14 protein-coding genes are annotated in these 18,627 nt (G+C 55.5%); all 14 read right to left on the bottom strand.

Going from position 1 to position 18,627, the window contains the following annotated elements; translation table 11 throughout:
* On the bottom strand, positions 1-133 hold a 133-nt coding region (locus tag ACTF5F_RS13315; protein WP_438957354.1), incomplete at its 3' end, for a GTP-binding protein.
* Between the two features lie 57 nt (positions 134-190).
* Entirely contained in the window at positions 191-2,308 is a 2,118-nt protein-coding gene (fusA, locus tag ACTF5F_RS13310) for an elongation factor G (protein ID WP_438957352.1), read from the bottom strand.
* Between the two features lie 15 nt (positions 2,309-2,323).
* Complete coding sequence (rpsG, locus tag ACTF5F_RS13305) at positions 2,324-2,794, bottom strand: 30S ribosomal protein S7 (RefSeq protein ID WP_438957351.1); 471 nt, start codon at positions 2,792-2,794, stop codon at positions 2,324-2,326.
* A gap of 12 nt (positions 2,795-2,806) precedes the next feature.
* A complete protein-coding gene (gene rpsL / locus ACTF5F_RS13300) occupies positions 2,807-3,178 on the bottom strand; it encodes a 30S ribosomal protein S12 (RefSeq protein WP_072901927.1) in 372 nt (123 codons plus the stop codon).
* A 259-nt stretch (positions 3,179-3,437) separates the two neighbouring features.
* Positions 3,438-4,322, bottom strand: a complete 885-nt coding sequence (locus tag ACTF5F_RS13295; protein WP_438957353.1) for a DMT family transporter — start codon at positions 4,320-4,322, stop codon at positions 3,438-3,440.
* 92 nt (positions 4,323-4,414) lie between these two features.
* Positions 4,415-6,391 (bottom strand): DEAD/DEAH box helicase, encoded by a 1,977-nt coding sequence (locus ACTF5F_RS13290; RefSeq protein ID WP_438957350.1) that lies wholly within the window; start codon positions 6,389-6,391, stop codon positions 4,415-4,417.
* A 159-nt stretch (positions 6,392-6,550) separates the two neighbouring features.
* Positions 6,551-10,801 (bottom strand): DNA-directed RNA polymerase subunit beta', encoded by a 4,251-nt coding sequence (gene rpoC, locus ACTF5F_RS13285; RefSeq protein WP_438957349.1) that lies wholly within the window; start codon positions 10,799-10,801, stop codon positions 6,551-6,553.
* A gap of 53 nt (positions 10,802-10,854) precedes the next feature.
* On the bottom strand, positions 10,855-14,994 hold the full coding sequence (gene rpoB / locus ACTF5F_RS13280; protein WP_438957348.1) for a DNA-directed RNA polymerase subunit beta: 4,140 nt from the start codon (positions 14,992-14,994) through the stop codon (positions 10,855-10,857).
* A 235-nt stretch (positions 14,995-15,229) separates the two neighbouring features.
* Positions 15,230-15,607, bottom strand: coding sequence for a 50S ribosomal protein L7/L12 (gene rplL / locus ACTF5F_RS13275; protein ID WP_438957347.1), 378 nt, complete (start codon positions 15,605-15,607; stop codon positions 15,230-15,232).
* Between the two features lie 68 nt (positions 15,608-15,675).
* Complete coding sequence (gene rplJ / locus ACTF5F_RS13270; RefSeq protein WP_438957346.1) at positions 15,676-16,188, bottom strand: 50S ribosomal protein L10; 513 nt, start codon at positions 16,186-16,188, stop codon at positions 15,676-15,678.
* 244 nt (positions 16,189-16,432) lie between these two features.
* Complete coding sequence (rplA, locus tag ACTF5F_RS13265) at positions 16,433-17,134, bottom strand: 50S ribosomal protein L1 (protein ID WP_438957345.1); 702 nt, start codon at positions 17,132-17,134, stop codon at positions 16,433-16,435.
* Positions 17,134-17,559 (bottom strand): 50S ribosomal protein L11, encoded by a 426-nt coding sequence (gene rplK, locus ACTF5F_RS13260; protein ID WP_438957344.1) that lies wholly within the window; start codon positions 17,557-17,559, stop codon positions 17,134-17,136. Before rplK ends, rplA begins: the two co-directional genes overlap by 1 nt.
* A gap of 109 nt (positions 17,560-17,668) precedes the next feature.
* Complete coding sequence (nusG, locus tag ACTF5F_RS13255; protein WP_438957343.1) at positions 17,669-18,199, bottom strand: transcription termination/antitermination protein NusG; 531 nt, start codon at positions 18,197-18,199, stop codon at positions 17,669-17,671.
* Positions 18,200-18,395: 196 nt separating this feature from the next.
* Entirely contained in the window at positions 18,396-18,590 is a 195-nt protein-coding gene (secE, locus tag ACTF5F_RS13250) for a preprotein translocase subunit SecE (protein ID WP_438957342.1), read from the bottom strand.
* Positions 18,591-18,627 lie beyond the last annotated feature (37 nt).

Genomic DNA, 18,627 nt, shown 5'->3' with positions numbered 1-18,627 from the left:
CGTCATAAGCCTTGAACTCTTTCGAGAACTGCTTCGTGATCGCCGCTGTCAACGTGGTCTTGCCGTGGTCAACGTGACCAATCGTGCCGATGTTCACGTGCGGCTTCGTGCGTTCAAACTTTTCCTTAGCCATGATGGCCTCCTTATTAGTCGAATGGATTGGGGATGGCGGGACGCACCCGCCAATCCATTAAGCGTATTTCGCCTGAATTTCTTCAGAGATGTTGTTCGGCACTGGGTCGTAGTGGTCGAACTGCATCGTAAACTGAGCGCGGCCCGAAGACATGGAGCGCAATGTGTTGATGTAGCCGAACATGTTCGCCAGTGGCACCATTGCGTCGATTGCGATGGCATTGCCGCGTGTGTCCTGACCAGAAACCTGACCCCGACGGGATGTCAGGTCACCGATGATACCACCGGTGTATTCTTCTGGTGTGATGACCTCCACCTTCATGATTGGCTCAAGAAGTTTCGCGCCCGCTTTCTTCATGCCTTCACGCATACACATGCGTGCGGCGATTTCGAAGGCGAGGACGGAGGAGTCAACGTCATGGAACTTACCGTCCAGCAGTTGCACCTTGAAGTCGATCACAGGGAAGCCAGCCAAAGGACCGCTGTCCATCACGGACTGAATGCCCTTTTCAACACCTGGGATGTATTCCTTTGGAACCGCACCACCAACGATGAGCGACTCGAAGGAGTAGCCTTCGCCCGGCTCTGTTGGAATGATGTTCAGCTTCACCTCACCAAACTGACCGGAACCACCGGACTGTTTCTTGTGGGTGTAGGAATGCTCAACCGCGTGACCGATGGTCTCACGATAGGCCACCTGAGGAGCACCGATATTCGCCTCAACCTTGAATTCACGCTTCATGCGGTCAACGAGAATATCGAGGTGAAGTTCGCCCATACCCTTCATGATGGTCTGACCGCTTTCGAGGTCAGTTTCCACGCGGAAGGATGGATCTTCGGCGGACAGACGCTGAAGCGCGATGCCCATCTTCTCTTGGTCGCCTTTTGTCTTCGGCTCAACGGCGATCTCGATCACTGGATCTGGGAACGTCATTGTCTCAAGGACAACTGGATCGTTCTGCGCACAGAGCGTGTCACCGGTTGTGGTGTTCTTCAGACCACCGAGCGCGATGATGTCACCTGCGAAAGCTTCATCAATCTCTTCACGATCGTTGGAGTGCATCATCATCATGCGGCCCACACGCTCTTTGTTCCCCTTGGTGGAGTTGAGCATTGTGTCGCCCTTGCTCAACGTACCGGAGTAGATCCGTGTGAACGTGAGGGAGCCCACAAATGGGTCGTTCATGATTTTGAACGCCAGCGCGGAGAACGCCATGTCGTCGTCAGCGCGACGTGCGATGTTGCGCTCTTCGGTTTCGTCGCCTGGCTTAAAGCCGATGTAGTCGACAACGTCCAAAGGTGACGGCAGATAGTCGATCACAGCGTTGAGCAGTGGCTGAACGCCTTTGTTCTTGAACGCAGAACCGCCGAGCACTGGAACGAATGCCATAGACAGGCAGCCCTTGCGGACCAACGCGCGCAGTGTTGAGACGTCAGGCTCATTACCTTCAAGGTATTCCATCATCGCGTCATCGTCCTGCTCAACAGCAGCTTCAACGAGCGTGTTGCGCCATTCGTCGGCCTGATCTTTCAGGCTGTCACGAATTGGAGCTTTGACCCAAGATGCGCCAAGGTCTTCGCCCTGCCACAGCCACTCTTCCATAGTGACGAGGTCTACGAGACCTTCTAGTTCATTTTCCGCACCGATTGGGAATGCAACTGGGATCGCACGTGCGCCTGTACGGTCTTCAATCATGTTCACACAGTTGAAGAAGTCAGCGCCGATCTTGTCCATCTTGTTGACGAAGACCATGCGTGGAACCTTGTAGCGGTCCGCCTGACGCCAAACTGTTTCTGTCTGAGGCTCAACACCAGCGTTGGCGTCGAGAACACAAACAGCGCCGTCGAGAACAGCCAAGGAACGCTCAACTTCGATTGTGAAGTCAACGTGGCCCGGTGTGTCGATGATGTTCAGGCGATGCTTAGGCGTGTCGGCTGTTTCGCCGTCTTCTGTGCGTTCCCAGAATGTGGTTGTCGCCGCAGAAGTGATCGTGATGCCACGCTCCTGCTCTTGCTCCATCCAGTCCATGGTTGCTGCACCATCGTGCACTTCGCCGATGTTATGCTCTTTACCAGTGTAGTACAGGATACGCTCGGAACAGGTAGTTTTACCCGCATCGATGTGAGCCATGATCCCGAAGTTACGGTAAAGTTCGAGGGGATATTCGCGTGCCATTGGTACTGCTTCCTCTTACCAGCGATAGTGGCTGAACGCTTTGTTCGCTTCAGCCATCTTGTGAGTGTCTTCACGCTTTTTCACAGCCGCGCCCCGGTTGTTCACAGCGTCCAGAAGTTCGCCAGCGAGACGCTCTTCCATTGTATTTTCGTTGCGGTTTTTCGCAGCGGCGATCATCCAACGGATGGCCAGTGCTTCGCGACGCTCTGGGCGGACATCAACAGGAACCTGATATGTCGCACCACCCACGCGGCGGGAGCGAACCTCAAGGTTCGGTTTGATGTTGTCGAGCGCTTCGTGGAAAACCTCAACAGGGGCTTTCTTCAGCTTGTCTTCAACGCGATCAAAAGCGTTGTAGACGATTTTTTCAGCGACGGATTTCTTACCGTCGATCATGAGGTTGTTCATGAACTTTGTCAGAACGATATCACCAAACTTGGCGTCTGGCAGAACTTCGCGTTTTTCAGCGGCGTGACGACGTGACATGTTATTCTACCCTTACTTAGGACGCTTCGCGCCGTACTTCGAACGGCGTTGCTTACGGTCTTTAACACCCTGCGTATCCAGAACACCGCGCAGGATGTGGTAACGCACACCTGGAAGGTCTTTCACACGGCCGCCACGGATCAGAACCACGGAGTGTTCCTGAAGGTTGTGGCTTTCACCTGGGATGTAGGAAATGACTTCGAAACCGTTGGTCAGGCGAACCTTTGCAACCTTCCGCATCGCGGAGTTCGGCTTCTTAGGAGTTGTTGTGTAAACGCGGGTGCAAACGCCGCGTTTCTGAGGGCATCCTTCCATATGGAGGGACTTGGATCGTGTTACTTTCGGCTGGCGCGGTTTGCGGATCAGCTGCTGAATCGTTGGCATCGTTTGATGTTCCCATCTATTCACATGTTGTGCGCTTTTGACGGCGCGAGGTTTCTTCGGCAAATGCCCCTCGCATGCGAAAAGCACAACAATTCCGCAGTCAAACCCTTACCGGAGGTTTGGTGCGGTGAGTATTCAGAGGAACAAAGCAACAGTAGCTCGGTTCTTGACCACTTCAATTTTGATTCAAGCAAGAGAATAAGGCCTCTGGCTCGGATGAGCGGCGTATAGAAGGAGTCGGTGAACCTGTCAACAGGCGCTAATTGAATGCGCTGTCTGCTTCGATTTGCGTGCGTTTTGCAATGCGGTTGTCGCGGTAGAGCGTGAAGATTCCGGTGCCCACAACGATGAGCGACCCAATGATGGTGAGGGTGTCGGGGAATTCGCTAAAAAAGACGAAGCCGACGATCACTGCTGCGATCAATCCAGAGTAGCGGAAAGGCGCAACGAAGGCGATATCGCCGTGGCGCATGGCAACGATGGAAAAGATCGAACCGCCGAGGATGGCGATCACAGCGCCCGCCATTTGCAGCTGGCCAAGGGTGGAGAGCGGTTGCCAGGTTTCGGTGAGCGACATTGCCCCGCCGCCCAGCATCACCACAACGGCTGTGGCCCATGCGACAACCATTGTTGGTACCTCTTTGGAGATTTTGGGCACGAGGATGTCGCGGGCGGTGACAAAGCCCACGGCGGCCAAGGCGTAGAGCGCATAGACATTAAAGCCATCGCTGCCCGGTTTGATGATGAGCAGCACGCCGATGAAGCCAATGAAAATCGCTGCAAGCCGGCGCCATCCGATTGTAGCGCCCAAGAAGACCGCCGCCGCAAGGCTGACCGTCAGCGGCAGCGCTTGCAGGATCGCAGTGACATTAGCGATGGGCATGTTGATGAGGGCAAGCAGGAAAAGGAACGCAGCCCCCAACTCAAACACAGCGCGGGCGAGGATGAAGAACCAGTCCCGCTTGCTTTGGCGCAAGGTTAATTGCCCAAGGATGATCCCCGCAACCGTCAGGCAGGCCACAACCGCGATCCCGCGGACGAAGATGGCTTGAAACAGCGGAAGCTCGTCCGACAGGGCTTTGAAGAACGCATCGTTGACAGTGTAAGCGGTCATGGACGCGGTCATTAAGATCGCGCCGCGCATATTCTCGGACGGGATTTCCATAAACTTAGCGCTAACCTGTCATGGCAGGCCGCGCCATATCAAACGCGACCATGCGTCGTCGTTATTAGCTGTCAACGGCCCTGCGGCTTGGACCGTTTGCGGAAGGGGCGTGCGTCGCCGCCCTTGCCCGTGCGCGATTGCGGTCCTTTGCCTTTGGAGGTGTGACGCACTTTTCCGGACCTTAGGGATTTTGACGTATCGGCAGCGTCAGGGCGGCGCTTCGACTCTTTAGGCTTTGAAGGCGGCTTGCCTTTGAAAGGTGGCTTCTCCCCCCGCTTTTCAGGGGCTTTGTCTTTCTTCGGCTTTGACGGTTTCCGCCCCTCGTCTTTCGCTTGCTTTGGCTTGTGGGGTGCCTTCGGCTTGTCCTCTGTGCGCGGTTTGCGTTTTTGTGGCGGCTTGCCGGTCCATAATGTGTCGGCTGGTGGTCCTTTGGGGGAGGCGTCGAAGTCAGGTGCACCGGACAACTCGGTCAGGGCTGCGCCCTGTTCCAAGCTCATCTCCGGACCGAGTTCCTGCTTCATCGCCGCGATGGCATCATTTGCAATCTCGACAAAGGTTTCTTGGAACTGGACGCGGATTGCGCCGATTGCGCTTTTTGACAGGCCTGCATTGCGACAGAGCATGGGGAGCAACCAGCGCGGTTCGGCGCGATGCTTGCGGCCCAAGTTGAGGGAAAACCATGTGCTCGGCCCGAACTCCGCATGGTCGCGGGGTTTGCGGTGGCCAGGTTCGGGCAATGCGCCAAGAATTTCGGGAGCGGAGTGGCGTTCACGGTAGAGGCGCAGGTATGCGGCGGCGATCTGTTCGGGCGTGCGTCCATTAAGCAGACGTTCGGCGAAGGCTAATTCTTCGGCGCTTGACGGCTCGTCCAATGCGGGGTTGGACGCGATCCGCTCCTCATCTTTTGCCAAAACCGCCTCCGCCGACGGGGGTATGCCCCATTCTGCGTCGAGTTTAGCGAATTTCAGTAGACGTTGTGCTTTGGACCGCTGACGCCCCGGCACGATCAGGATGGAGTTGCCTTTGCGCCCTGCCCGACCCGTCCGTCCGGAGCGGTGCAGCAAGGCTTCGGCATTGGAGGGCAGATCGGCGTGGATCACCAATTCCAATCCGGGCAGGTCGATGCCACGGGCTGCGACATCGGTTGCGACACAGACCTGCGCCCGCCCATCGCGCAGCGCTTGCATGGCGTTGGTGCGTTCGGCTTGGCTGAGTTCGCCAGAGAGCGAGACGACAGAAAACCCACGGTTGGAAAACTTGGCCGTCAGACGGGCCACCATAGAGCGGGTGTTGGCAAAGATTATCGCAGTTTGTGCATCATGGTAGCGCAGTAGGTTGATGATCGCTTTTTCGATGTCCGATGGGGCAACATTGAGCGCGCTATATTTGATATCCGCATGCTGTTTTTCGGCGCTGCCGACCTTGAGCCGCTCCGCGTCTTCATTCTGATAGGTCTGCGCCAGCTTTGCGATGCCGCGCGGCACGGTGGCGGAGAACATGAGCGTGCGACGGGATTTTGGCGTGTGATCAAGGATGAATTCAAGGTCTTCGGAAAAGCCCATGTCGAGCATTTCATCCGCCTCATCCAGAACGACCGTTTTTAGATCGCTCATGTCGATCACACCCCGGGCGATGTGGTCGCGCAGACGCCCCGGTGTGGCGACGATCAAATGCGCGCCGCGTTCGATTGCGCGTCGTTCGGTCCGCGCATCCATACCACCAACGGCGGAGGCGGTGACGATGCCTGCCTCCGCAAAGAGCCAGTCAAATTCGCGGCGCACTTGCAAGGCCAGTTCGCGCGTTGGCGCAATGACGGCGGCTTGCGGGGCAGCGGGGCGCCCAAACCGACCGGCGTCGTCCAACACGTCGGAGGCCATTGCCAGACCGAAGCCCACGGTTTTGCCTGAGCCCGTCTGGGCGGAGACCAGCAAATCTTTGCCAGCCAAGGCATCGTCTGTGACCGCCTGCTGAACGGGCGTCAAACCGCTGTATCCCTTTTTGGTCAGCGCGGTTGAGAGAGTATCGGGGAGGCCGGAGAAATCTTGCATGGGTCACCAAGTGGCGGGAAAGAACTGGGCCATAGTCTCTATTTGCGGGCGTGTATAGCCCACGTCGCATCAACGGGTGAAATTGCTGAAAGACGTGTTTGCCCCAAAACAAAAAGGGCCGCCAAATTGGCAGCCCTTCTTTTGGTCATATGAACCGCTTTATTCTTCGCGGCTTTCTGGTGTGTCGACAATGATTTGGTCGAACTCGTCACCGCCAATAATGTCATCTTCCATGGAAGGCGCGGCGAGAAGGGCAGCTTGTTCAGCTTCTTCCCGACGTGCTTCGATGACGACGTTGTCACGCTCTGCCGCGATGCGGGCGACGCGCTGTGTTGCGCCACCTGTACCAGCAGGGATCAGACGACCCACGATTACGTTCTCTTTCAGGCCAATCAGCTTGTCCTTCTTACCCTGAACCGATGCTTCGGTCAGAACGCGCGTTGTTTCTTGGAACGACGCTGCGGAGATGAAGGAACGTGTTTGCAAGGACGCCTTGGTGATACCCAGCAGGATCGGCTCACCCGTTGCTGGGCGGTCACCGCGTGCCAGTGCCTTGGCGTTGGCCTCATCAAACTCGGCCTTATCTACGTTCTCGCCTTTCAGAAGAACGGTGTCACCGCTATCCTGAATCTCCCACTTCTGGAGCATCTGGCGCACAATCACTTCGATGTGCTTGTCGTTGATCTTCACACCTTGCAGGCGATAGACGTCCTGAACCTCGTTGATCATGTAGTCCGCCAAGGCCTCGACCCCCATGACCGCAAGAATGTCATGCGGTGCTGGGTTGCCGTCCATGATGTAGTCGCCCTTCTGGACAAAGTCACCTTCCGCAACTGGGATGTGCTTGCCCTTAGGCACCATGTATTCAACCTTGGTCTCTGGATCTTCAGAGGATTCAATCGCGATGCGGCGCTTGTTCTTGTAGTCCTTGCCGAACCGCACGTAACCATCGATTTCGGCGATGATCGCGTGATCTTTTGGACGGCGGGCTTCAAAGAGTTCGGCGACACGTGGCAGACCACCGGTGATGTCTTTCGTCTTGGCACCCTCACGAGGGATACGCGCCACAACGTCACCAGCTTGGATGTCTTCACCATCTTCCACCGACAAAACCGCATCCACAGACATCGCATAGGACACTGGGTTGCCGTCGTCTTTAAGAACAGGCTCACCATCTTTGCCAGCGACAATGATCTTTGGTGCGAGTTCATTGCCTTTTGGCGCTGCGCGCCAGTCTGCCACGATCTTCTGTGTCATACCGGTTGCGTCGTCGGTTTCTTCGCGTACGGCGATACCGTTGACGAGATCAACGTATTTCACCTTACCGGCCTTCTCAGCGATGATTGGCAGTGTGAATGGATCCCATTCAAACAGCTTGTCACCGCGCAGAACTTCTGCCCCTTCTTTGACGAAGACCTTAGAGCCATAGCCAACCTTGTGGTTCGCACGCTCTTCACCGTCTGGACCCATGATCGCCAGAACCATGTTGCGGCCCATCACCACCTGCTCCCCATTCTTGTTTGCAAGAAGGTTTGCGTTGCGGAACTCGACTTTACCGGTCTGAGACGCTTCAAGGAACGACTGCTGACCACCCTGCGCAACACCACCGATGTGGAAAGTCCGCATGGTCAGCTGTGTCCCAGGTTCGCCGATAGACTGCGCCGCGATGATGCCGACGGCCTCACCAATGTTGACGCGGGTACCGCGGGCAAGGTCACGACCGTAGCAGGTTGCACAAACGCCGTCCTCTGACTCACAGGTCAGCGGGCTGCGGATGCGCATTTTGGCGATACCAGAGGCATCGATCATGTCTGCTTTGCGTTCGTCGATCAGTTCGCCCTTCTCGACCAGCACTTCGTCTGTGCCTGGTTTGAGAACTTCGTCAGCTGAAACACGACCCAGAACACGCTCCGCAAGAGAGGAGACCACTTCACCGTCGTTGACCGCAGCTTCTGCTGTGATCGCTGTTTCGGTGCCGCAGTCCAATTCGCGCACGATGCAGTCTTGGGCGACGTCCACCAGACGACGTGTCAGGTAACCCGAGTTCGCCGTTTTCAACGCCGTGTCCGACAGACCTTTACGGGCACCGTGGGTGGAGTTGAAGTACTCAAGAACGGTCAGACCTTCCTTAAAGTTCGAGATAATTGGCGTTTCGATGATTTCACCGTTCGGCTTAGCCATTAGGCCGCGCATGCCGCCCAGCTGTTTCATCTGAGTGACGGAGCCACGCGCACCGGAGTGAGCCATCATGTAAACCGAGTTTGGTTCACCTTGAGAGCCATCTCCCAGCGTTGGTGTCTCACCAATGGTCGCCATCATCGCGTCAGTAACTTTGTCGTTCGACTTTGACCAAGCATCGACAACTTTGTTGTACTTTTCACCCTGAGTGATCAGGCCGTCCATGTACTGTTGTTCGAAGTCTTTCACTTGCTCACGGGTCTCGTTGACAAGATCCCACTTCGTTTCAGGGATGACCATGTCGTCCTTACCGAAGGAGATGCCAGCCTTGAACGCTTCGCGGAAGCCCATCGTCATGATCTGGTCGCAGAAAATGACGGACTCTTTCTGACCGCAGTAACGGTAGACCGTGTCGATGACCTGCTGCACTTCTTTCTTACGCAGAAGACGGTTCACAAGTGCGAACGGCGCTTTCGCATTCAAAGGCAGCAACGCACCAAGGCGCAAGCGGCCTGGAGTGGTTTCGAACCGCTCCATCACCTCAAGACCTTCCTCATTGATCTGAGGGATACGGGCTGTGACTTTCGCGTGCAGGTGCACTTCGCCAGCGTTTAGGGCGTGCTCAACTTCCTCAATGTTGGAGAAGGTCATGCCTTCGCCCTTCATGCCTTCACGCTCGATGGTCGTGTAGTAGAGACCAAGGATCATGTCTTGGGATGGCACGATGATCGGCGCACCGTTGGACGGTGACAGAACGTTGTTCGTGGACATCATCAGAACACGCGCTTCGAGCTGAGCTTCAAGCGATAGTGGGACGTGAACCGCCATCTGGTCACCGTCGAAGTCCGCGTTAAACGCAGAACAGACAAGCGGGTGCAGCTGGATCGCTTTACCTTCGATCAGAACCGGTTCGAACGCTTGGATGCCAAGGCGGTGCAGCGTTGGCGCACGGTTCAGCATCACTGGGTGTTCGCGGATCACTTCATCAAGGATATCCCACACCTCTGGACGTTCTTTTTCGACCAGTTTCTTGGCTTGCTTGACTGTGGAAGACAGACCTTTGGCCTCAAGCCGTGAGTAGATGAAAGGCTTGAAAAGCTCGAGCGCCATCTTCTTTGGCAGACCACACTGGTGCAGCTTGAGTTCCGGACCGGTCACAATGACCGAACGGCCGGAGAAGTCGACGCGCTTACCCAGAAGGTTCTGACGGAAGCGACCCTGCTTGCCCTTCAGCATGTCTGAGAGTGACTTCAAAGGACGCTTGTTGGCACCTGTGATGACACGACCACGACGGCCGTTGTCGAACAAGGCGTCAACGGATTCCTGCAGCATCCGCTTTTCGTTGCGGACGATGATGTCAGGTGCGCGAAGCTCAATCAGACGCTTCAGACGATTGTTCCGGTTGATCACACGACGGTAGAGGTCGTTGAGGTCGGACGTCGCAAAGCGACCACCATCCAGCGGCACCAGTGGGCGCAGCTCTGGTGGGATCACTGGCACGACAGTCAGGATCATCCATTCCGGACGGTTGCCGGACTCAATAAAGCTTTCGACGATCTTCAAACGTTTGATGATCTTCTTCGGCTTCAGTTCACCTGTCGCCTCTTTCAGATCAGCGCGGAGCTGCTCTGCTTCAGACTCAAGGTCAATCTGGGAGAGCATCTCACGGATCGCTTCGGCACCGATGTTGGCTTGGAACGCGTCCATGCCATAGGTGTCTTGCGCGTCGTAAAACTCTTCTTCCGACATCAGCTGACCATATGTCAGGTCAGTCAGACCGGGTTCGATCACCACGTAGTTTTCGAAATAGAGGATCCGCTCAAGATCGCGCAGTGTCATGTCCAGCATCAGGCCTATGCGGGATGGCAGCGACTTGAGAAACCAAATGTGTGCCACTGGGGCCGCAAGCTCAATGTGGCCCATACGCTCACGACGGACTTTTTGCAGCGTGACTTCCACACCGCATTTCTCGCAGACAACGCCGCGATACTTCATGCGCTTATATTTGCCGCAGAGGCACTCATAGTCTTTGATCGGGCCAAAGATACGTGCGCAGAAGAGGCCATCACGTTCAGGCTTGAACGTCCGGTAGTTGATGGTTTCTGGTTTCTTGATCTCACCAAAGGACCAAGAGAGGATCCGTTCTGGTGAGGCCAAAGAGACCTTGATTTCGTCAAACGTTTTCGCCGGTGTGAGCGGGTTGAACGGGTTGTTTGTCAGTTCCTGGTTCATCTTCAATTCCTTGAATGGGGTGCGTTGGGGATTAGGGGAGTAAGGCCGGGGCCTTACTCATCCACCTCGGCATCCAGGAGTTCCATGTTGAGGCCGAGGCCCCGGACTTCTTTCACAAGCACGTTGAACGACTCTGGGACGCCAGCCTCAAAGTTGTCCTCGCCCTTGACGATGCTTTCATAGACTTTCGTCCGGCCAGCAACGTCGTCAGACTTCACGGTCAGCATCTCTTGCAGCGTGTAAGCCGCGCCGTATGCTTCCAGTGCCCAGACCTCCATCTCACCGAAGCGCTGACCACCAAACTGAGCTTTACCACCTAGCGGCTGTTGCGTGACGAGTGAGTAAGGGCCCGTGGACCGTGCGTGAATCTTGTCGTCCACCAAGTGGTGCAGTTTCAGCAGGTATTTGACACCGACTGTCACTGGGCGGCTGAACTGTTCACCTGTGCGGCCGTCGAAGAGGATCGACTGACCGGACTCGTCGAAGCCAGCTTTCACGAGGTTATCGTTAACGTCGCTTTCCTTTGCACCGTCGAAGACCGGCGTTGCGATTGGAACACCGAGGGTGACGTTGCCTGCTGCTTCAAGCAGGTCATCCTCACCCATGCCTTCCAGACCTTCGGAATAGACATCATCACCGTAAGCGATGCGCATAGCTTCGCGGACAGGTGTCAGATCACCAGAGCGGCGGTATTCATCCATCGCTTCGTCAATCTGAATGCCAAGACCGCGTGCGGCCCAGCCCATGTGTGTTTCCAAAATCTGACCGACGTTCATACGGGATGGCACGCCGAGCGGGTTCAGACAGAAGTCAACAGGCGTGCCGTCTGCGAGGAACGGCATGTCTTCCATAGGCACAACCTTGGAAATAACACCTTTGTTCCCGTGACGACCGGCCATCTTGTCACCTGGCTGAAGCTTACGCTTCACAGCAACAAAGACTTTGACCATCTTCATCACACCTGGTGGCAGGTCATCGCCGCGGCGGACTTTCTCGACCTTGTCCTCAAAACGGGCGTCCATTGCACGCTTCTGGATTTCATACTGTTCGTTCAGGGCTTCAACGACCTGCGCGTCAGCTTCATCCTTCAGCGCCAACTGCCACCACAGACCGTGAGACAGCTCTTCGAGCACCTCTTCAGTGATCTTGGAGTTGGCCTTGAAGCCTTTTGGACCTTTTACGGCTGTTTTGCCGAGGATCATGTCCTTCAGACGGGCGTAGATGTTCCGGTCAAGGATCACCAACTCGTCGTCGCGGTCGCGGGCGAGGCGTTCAACTTCCTCACGCTCGATCTGCAGGGCACGTTCGTCTTTTTCAACGCCGTGGCGGTTGAAGACGCGGACCTCAACAACCGTGCCGAAGTCACCCGGCGGCAGGCGCAGGGATGTGTCACGCACGTCAGAGGCTTTCTCACCAAAGATGGCACGCAGAAGCTTTTCTTCTGGTGTCATTGGGCTTTCGCCCTTTGGTGTGATCTTACCAACGAGGATGTCAGCCGGCCCGACTTCAGCACCGATGTAGACGATGCCAGCCTCATCGAGGTTGCGCAGCGCTTCTTCACCGACGTTTGGAATGTCGCGTGTGATTTCCTCTGGCCCAAGCTTCGTGTCACGAGCGGCCACTTCGAATTCTTCGATGTGGACGGATGTGAACACGTCGTCGCGGACGATCCGCTCAGAGATCAGGATGGAGTCCTCGTAGTTGTAGCCGTTCCAAGGCATAAACGCGACGACTACGTTCTTACCAAGGGCCAGTTCACCCATATCTGTGGATGGACCGTCGGCGATGACTTCACCCTTCTTGATCTGCTGACCCACTTTCACCAGCGGACGCTGGTTTATGCAGGTGTTCTGGTTGGACCGCTGGAATTTGCGCATCCGGTAGATGTCAACGCCAGCATCGCCCAGTTCGAGATCTTCTGTCGCACGGATAACGATACGTGATGCATCAACTTGGTCGATGATACCTGCACGTTTTGCCATGATCGCCGCACCAGAGTCGCGGGCCACAACCTCTTCGATGCCCGTACCAACAAGCGGGGCTTCCGCCTGCAAGAGTGGGACCGCCTGACGTTGCATGTTGGAGCCCATCAAAGCGCGGTTCGCGTCGTCATTCTCAAGGAATGGGATCAGCGAGGCCGCAACAGACACCAGCTGTTTTGGTGACACGTCGATAAGGTCAACCGCTTCGTTCTGCGCCAACATGTATTCACCGTTCTGACGAGTGGAAACGAGATCGTTAACGAACTTGCCCTTCTCATCCAATTTGGCGTTGGCCTGCGCCACGGTGTGACGCATTTCTTCGGTCGCGGACATGTAGCTGACTTCGTCAGTCACAACGCCGTTCTCGACCTTACGATACGGTGTTTCAATGAAGCCATACTTGTTAACGCGGGCGAAGGTCGCCAGCGAGTTGATCAGACCAATGTTTGGACCTTCCGGCGTTTCAATTGGGCACATACGGCCATAGTGCGTGGCGTGAACGTCGCGCACTTCAAAGCCAGCCCGCTCACGGGTCAGACCACCTGGGCCCAACGCAGACAAGCGACGCTTGTGTGTGACTTCGGACAGCGGGTTGGTCTGGTCCATGAACTGCGACAGCTGCGAGGAACCGAAGAATTCACGTACAGCCGCAGCCGCAGGTTTCGCGTTGATCAAGTCCTGAGGCATGATCGTGTCGATTTCGACAGAGGACATACGCTCTTTGATCGCGCGCTCCATCCGCAAAAGGCCAACGCGATATTGGTTTTCCATCAGTTCGCCGACGGAACGGACACGGCGGTTGCCTAGGTGGTCGATGTCGTCCACGTCGCCTTTGCCGTCACGCAATTCAACCAGCGCCTTGATACAGGCCACGATGTCTTCCTTGCGCAGGGTGCGCATGGTGTCTTCTGCATCAAGGTCGAGACGCATGTTCATCTTCACACGGCCCACGGCAGAGAGGTCGTACCGCTCTGAATCGAAGAACAATGTGTCGAAGAGCGCAGAGGCCGCATCAACGGTTGGCGGCTCACCCGGGCGCATGACGCGGTAGATGTCCATTAGCGCGGTTTCGCGGTTCATGTTCTTATCAGACGCCATTGTGTTGCGCATGTAGGAGCCGACATTCACGTTGTCGATGTCGAGCACTGGGATCGTCTTGATGCCAGCATCGATCAGGTCTTTCAGCGTCCCGCCGATAACCTCACCTTCTTTATCCATCTCAAGCGTCAGCTCATCACCGGCTTCGACGTAGATTGCGCCGTTTTCTTCGTTGATGATATCTTTGGCCGCGAACTTGCCGACGATTTGCTCGTATGGGACCAGCAGTTCAGTGACTTTTCCTTCGTCGATCAGCTTCTTGACGGAGCGTGGTGTGACCTTTTCCCCAGCCTTGGCGATAACCTCGCCAGTGCTTGCGTCCACCAGATCAAACGTTGGGCGTGTTCCGCGCACACGCTCTGGGAAGAACTTGGTTGTCCACGCCTTTCCCTTCTTGTCGAGCGTGTAATCGACAGTATCATAGTAGGCATCCATGATGCCTTCCTGATCGAAGCCAAGCGCATAGAGCAGCGTAGTGACAGGAAGCTTCCGACGACGGTCGATGCGCGCAAATACAAGGTCTTTGGCGTCGAATTCAAAGTCGAGCCAGCTGCCGCGGTATGGGATGATGCGACAGGCAAACAGCAGTTTGCCGGAAGAATGGGTTTTGCCTTTGTCGTGGTCAAAGAACACGCCAGGGGAGCGGTGCATCTGGGAAACGATCACGCGCTCAGTGCCGTTCACAACGAACGTGCCGTTTGGTGTCATCAAAGGCATGTCGCCCATGAAAACGTCTTGTTCTTTGATGTCCTTGACGGACTTCGCGCCTGTGTCCTCATCAACATCAAACACGATCAGACGGAGGGTGACTTTCAGCGGTGCGCTGTATGTCATGTCGCGCTGTTGGCACTCCTCAACGTCGTATTTTGGCTTCTCCAGCTCGTACTTTACGAACTCAAGAACGGCGGTTTCATTGAAGTCTTTGATCGGGAAGACCGACTGAAAGACGCCTTTGATGCCTTCACCGTCCAATGGCTGATCACTGTCGCCGGAGCGCAGAAACAGGTCATAGGAAGATTTCTGAACCTCAATAAGGTTCGGCATTTCAAGGACTTCACGGATTTTGCCGTAGTATTTACGCAGGCGTTTTTGACCTAGGAAGGACTGACCCATGTGAAATTTTACCTTCTTTTCTCTGCGAGTGAGCCGCCGCCGGGGACGCGGTGCTCTCCCATTGAGAGGGGAGTTTCATCTATTCGTGGCATTCGTCCCACCGAATGCCTCCCGATGAAAACCTACCCAAGACGCGTGTCTCGCAAGACACCCTTCTAAGACAGGTTTGGCTGGACCCACGATTTCGCGGATCCAGCCCTTATTTCCGAGCCATGGACGGCTCTGAATGCGTGGCTTAGGCCAGCTCGACTTCTGCGCCAGCTGCTTCCAGCTTGCCCTTGATGTCTTCTGCTTCGGCTTTGTCGACACCTTCTTTGATCTTGCCGCCAGCTTCGACGAGATCTTTTGCTTCTTTGAGGCCAAGACCAGTGATGCCGCGAACTTCTTTGATCACGTTGATTTTCGATGCACCTGCGTTCTTCAGTACAACGTCGAATTCTGTCTTCTCTTCAGCTGCACCGCCAGCGTCTCCGCCAGCTGGACCAGCCATCATGACAGCGCCACCAGCAGCTGGTTCGATGCCATACTCATCCTTCAGGATGGTTTTCAGTTCTTGTGCTTCGAGAAGTGTCAGACCAACGATCTCTTCAGCGAGTTTCTTCAGATCAGCCATTTTGCTTTTCCATTTCTAAATTTGTGTTCCAACGTCAGCAGATTGCCGTACGGAGATAGTCAAGTTGCTTATGCAGCCTTCTCTTCGATGGTCGAAAGAATGCTCGCGATGTTTGAAGCAGGCGCGCCAATCGCACCGGCGATGTTGGAAGCTGGTGCACCAATGCAGCCAACGATGGAGGCAATAAGCTCCTCGCGGGATGGCATTGCAGCAACGGCTTTCACACCGGCGACGTCGAGTGCTTGATCGCCCATTGCACCGCCGAGGATGACGAGTTTGTCATTCTCTTTGGAATAGTCCTGAACAACCTTGGCCGCGGCCACAGGATCTTCAGAATAGGCAAGCACTGTCATGCCCGAAAGTAGTTCAGCAATGCTGGCGCATGGCTTACCCTCAAGGGCGATCTTGGCGAGCTTGTTCTTGGTCACGCGTACGGACCCACCTACTTCACGCATTTTCGCGCGCAGGTCCTGCATTTCAGCAACTGTCATACCCTCGTAGTGGCTCACCACTACGACGCCAGAGCTTTCAAACACTTGGCCGAGTTCGTCGACCAGCTGTTCTTTTTGTGCTCTATCCACAGTTTTACTCCAAGTTTGGGGCTTTCACCCCGGCTCAATTTTGCCCCGATGGTCTGGGGCGTTCGGGTCCAATTTTCAGGGTCCCGAGCCTTGATCACCCGAAGGTCGAAGCCTTCGTAAATCTCGTTCTCGTTTCCCATCTCAGGAAGGAATTATTCAGGTCAAACCTGAACCCTCCGTCTCGGACAGAACCACGCCGATGGTCTGGCGTGGCTAAACGGTGCCCCGAGGGGCACCGAATTCTTTAGGCGTTGCCAGTGGCGTCATCCACAGCAACGGAAACACCTGGGCCCATTGTAGAAGTCAATGCTATCTTCTTCATGTATGTGCCTTTTGCGCCTGTTGGCTTGGCTTTGCTGACCGCGTCAACGAACGCTTTCACGTTCTCTTCGATCTGCTGCGCACCAAATGAGGCTTTGCCGATACCAGCGTGCACAACGCCCGCTTTCTCAGCTTTGAACTGAACTTCGCCACCCTTCGCCGCTTCAACAGCCGCTTTTACGTCAGGTGTCACTGTGCCAACGCGCGGGTTTGGCATCAGGTTACGTGGGCCAAGGACTTTACCCAGACGGCCAACGATACCCATCATGTCAGGTGTCGCGATGCAGCGGTCGAATTCGATCGTGCCACCTTGAACAATTTCCATCAGGTCTTCTGCGCCGACGATGTCTGCACCAGCAGCTTTCGCCTCGTCCGCTTTGTCACCACGTGCAAACACAGCCACACGGACAGTTTTACCTGTGCCGTTTGGCAGGGTCACGGTGCCGCGGACCATCTGGTCAGCGTGGCGTGGGTCGATGCCCAAAACCATCGAGATTTCGATTGTCTCGTCGAACTTCGCCTTTGCGTTGTCCTTGACCAAAGCAACAGCTTCGGAGACGGAGACGTTTTCTTTACCTGCGAACGCCTCGCGCGCGGCGGTAGTACGCTTACCAAATTTTGCCATTACTTTACCTCGATGCCCATAGAACGGGCGGAGCCCATGATGATCAGCATTGCGCCTTCGATGTCGTTGGCGTTCAGGTCTTTCATCTTCGCTTCTGCGATTTCGCGGACCTGCTTGGATGTGATCGAACCAGCAACGGCTTTACCTGGTGTCTGGGAGCCAGACTTCAGCTTGGCCGCTTTCTTGATGAAGTAAGACGCAGGTGGCGTCTTGATGTCCATCGAGAAGGACTTGTCCTGATAGTATGTGATCACTGTTGGGCATGGGGCACCAGGCTCAAGGTCCTGCGTCTTGGCGTTGAATGCCTTGCAGAATTCCATGATGTTGATGCCGCGCTGACCCAATGCAGGGCCCACGGGTGGGGATGGGTTGGCTTGACCTGCAGGAACCTGCAGTTTCATCGTGCCGGCGAGTTTCTTGGCCATGTGGCCTCTCCTTCTTTTTCAACACCCTTGCGACGCGTCGCGTGGGCTTCTCAGTTGTGTGGTCCGGTTCGCAACGCGCGCGCTGCTCGCCTCCCACAGACACCGCTGATTACTGTTTGGAAACCTGCGTGTATTCCAGCTCGACCGGGGTTGCCCGGCCAAAGATAGAGACCGTCACCTTCAAGCGCTGGTTCTCTTCATCGACTCCCTCGACCAGACCATCGAAGTCTTCGAACGGTCCGTCGTTCACTTTCACTTTCTCGCCCACATCAAAGCTGATCAGTGTGCGTGGCGCTTCCTGACCTTCTTCTACGCGGCCCAAGATCGCTTGGACTTCGGCGTCGCGCATCGGCATCGGGCGACCTTGCGGGCCCAAGAACCCGGTGACGCGGTTGATAGAGTTGATGAGATGATAGCCCTCATCCGACATTTCCATGTGCACCAAAACATAGCCCGGCATGAAGCGGCGCTCAGCGGTCACTTTCTTGTTGCGACGCACCTCGATCACTTCTTCAGTCGGCACGAGAACTTCGTCGATCTGATCGGTCAGACCGCTTTCCTCTGCCTTCTGGCGGATGGTTTCAGCGATTTTCTTCTCGAAGTTTGAGAGCACGCTAACTGAATACCAACGTTTCGCCATGTGTCTCGACACCTCGTCATGATGCGGCAAACCCCGCAAATTCCTTTTGATTTCAGTCGTTTAAGACTGACCGTCCCGAAAACAAAAAGCGGCGCGCAACTCGATTCGCCGCACGCCATTTCCAAAACGTATGGGCATGTAACGCCGTAACCCTTTGTTGACAAGGGGTTTGAAGCAATTTTCCTTTAAGACTTAATCAGCCAAAGAGGCCCAGAACACCCGACAATCCAGACCGGATGATCAGGTCGACCAAGCTAAAGAAGACAGCCGTCAGCGCCGCCATGATGAACACCATGATGGTTGTCATCACCACTTCGCGCCGTGTGGGCCACACGACCTTCGAAATCTCTGCCCGCGTCTCATTGATAAATTTGACTGGGTTTGTGGCCATTCGCTGGTTCCTTTCTCAGGGTGCTAGCGGGACATAC

The sequence above is a fragment of the Cognatiyoonia sp. genome (assembly GCF_965661665.1).
Taxonomy (GTDB): domain Bacteria; phylum Pseudomonadota; class Alphaproteobacteria; order Rhodobacterales; family Rhodobacteraceae; genus Cognatiyoonia.
Note: the sequence above shows the minus strand (reverse complement) of the source record. Positions and strands in the feature narration are given on the sequence as shown.

Excerpts from the sequence above, each read along its gene's own strand:
- rpoB (WP_438957348.1), bottom strand. The coding sequence starts at position 14,994 with ATGGGTCAGTCCTTCCTAGGTCAAAAACGCCTGCGTAAATACTACGGC.
- rpoC (WP_438957349.1), bottom strand. The coding sequence starts at position 10,801 with ATGAACCAGGAACTGACAAACAACCCGTTCAACCCGCTCACACCGGCG.
- rplL (WP_438957347.1), bottom strand. The coding sequence starts at position 15,607 with ATGGCTGATCTGAAGAAACTCGCTGAAGAGATCGTTGGTCTGACACTT.
- rpsL (WP_072901927.1), bottom strand. The coding sequence starts at position 3,178 with ATGCCAACGATTCAGCAGCTGATCCGCAAACCGCGCCAGCCGAAAGTA.
- ACTF5F_RS13295 (WP_438957353.1), bottom strand. The coding sequence starts at position 4,322 with ATGCGCGGCGCGATCTTAATGACCGCGTCCATGACCGCTTACACTGTC.
- rpsG (WP_438957351.1), bottom strand. The coding sequence starts at position 2,794 with ATGTCACGTCGTCACGCCGCTGAAAAACGCGAAGTTCTGCCAGACGCC.
- ACTF5F_RS13290 (WP_438957350.1), bottom strand. The coding sequence starts at position 6,391 with ATGCAAGATTTCTCCGGCCTCCCCGATACTCTCTCAACCGCGCTGACC.
- fusA (WP_438957352.1), bottom strand. The coding sequence starts at position 2,308 with ATGGCACGCGAATATCCCCTCGAACTTTACCGTAACTTCGGGATCATG.
- nusG (WP_438957343.1), bottom strand. The coding sequence starts at position 18,199 with ATGGCGAAACGTTGGTATTCAGTTAGCGTGCTCTCAAACTTCGAGAAG.
- rplA (WP_438957345.1), bottom strand. The coding sequence starts at position 17,134 with ATGGCAAAATTTGGTAAGCGTACTACCGCCGCGCGCGAGGCGTTCGCA.
- secE (WP_438957342.1), bottom strand. The coding sequence starts at position 18,590 with ATGGCCACAAACCCAGTCAAATTTATCAATGAGACGCGGGCAGAGATT.
- rplK (WP_438957344.1), bottom strand. The coding sequence starts at position 17,559 with ATGGCCAAGAAACTCGCCGGCACGATGAAACTGCAGGTTCCTGCAGGT.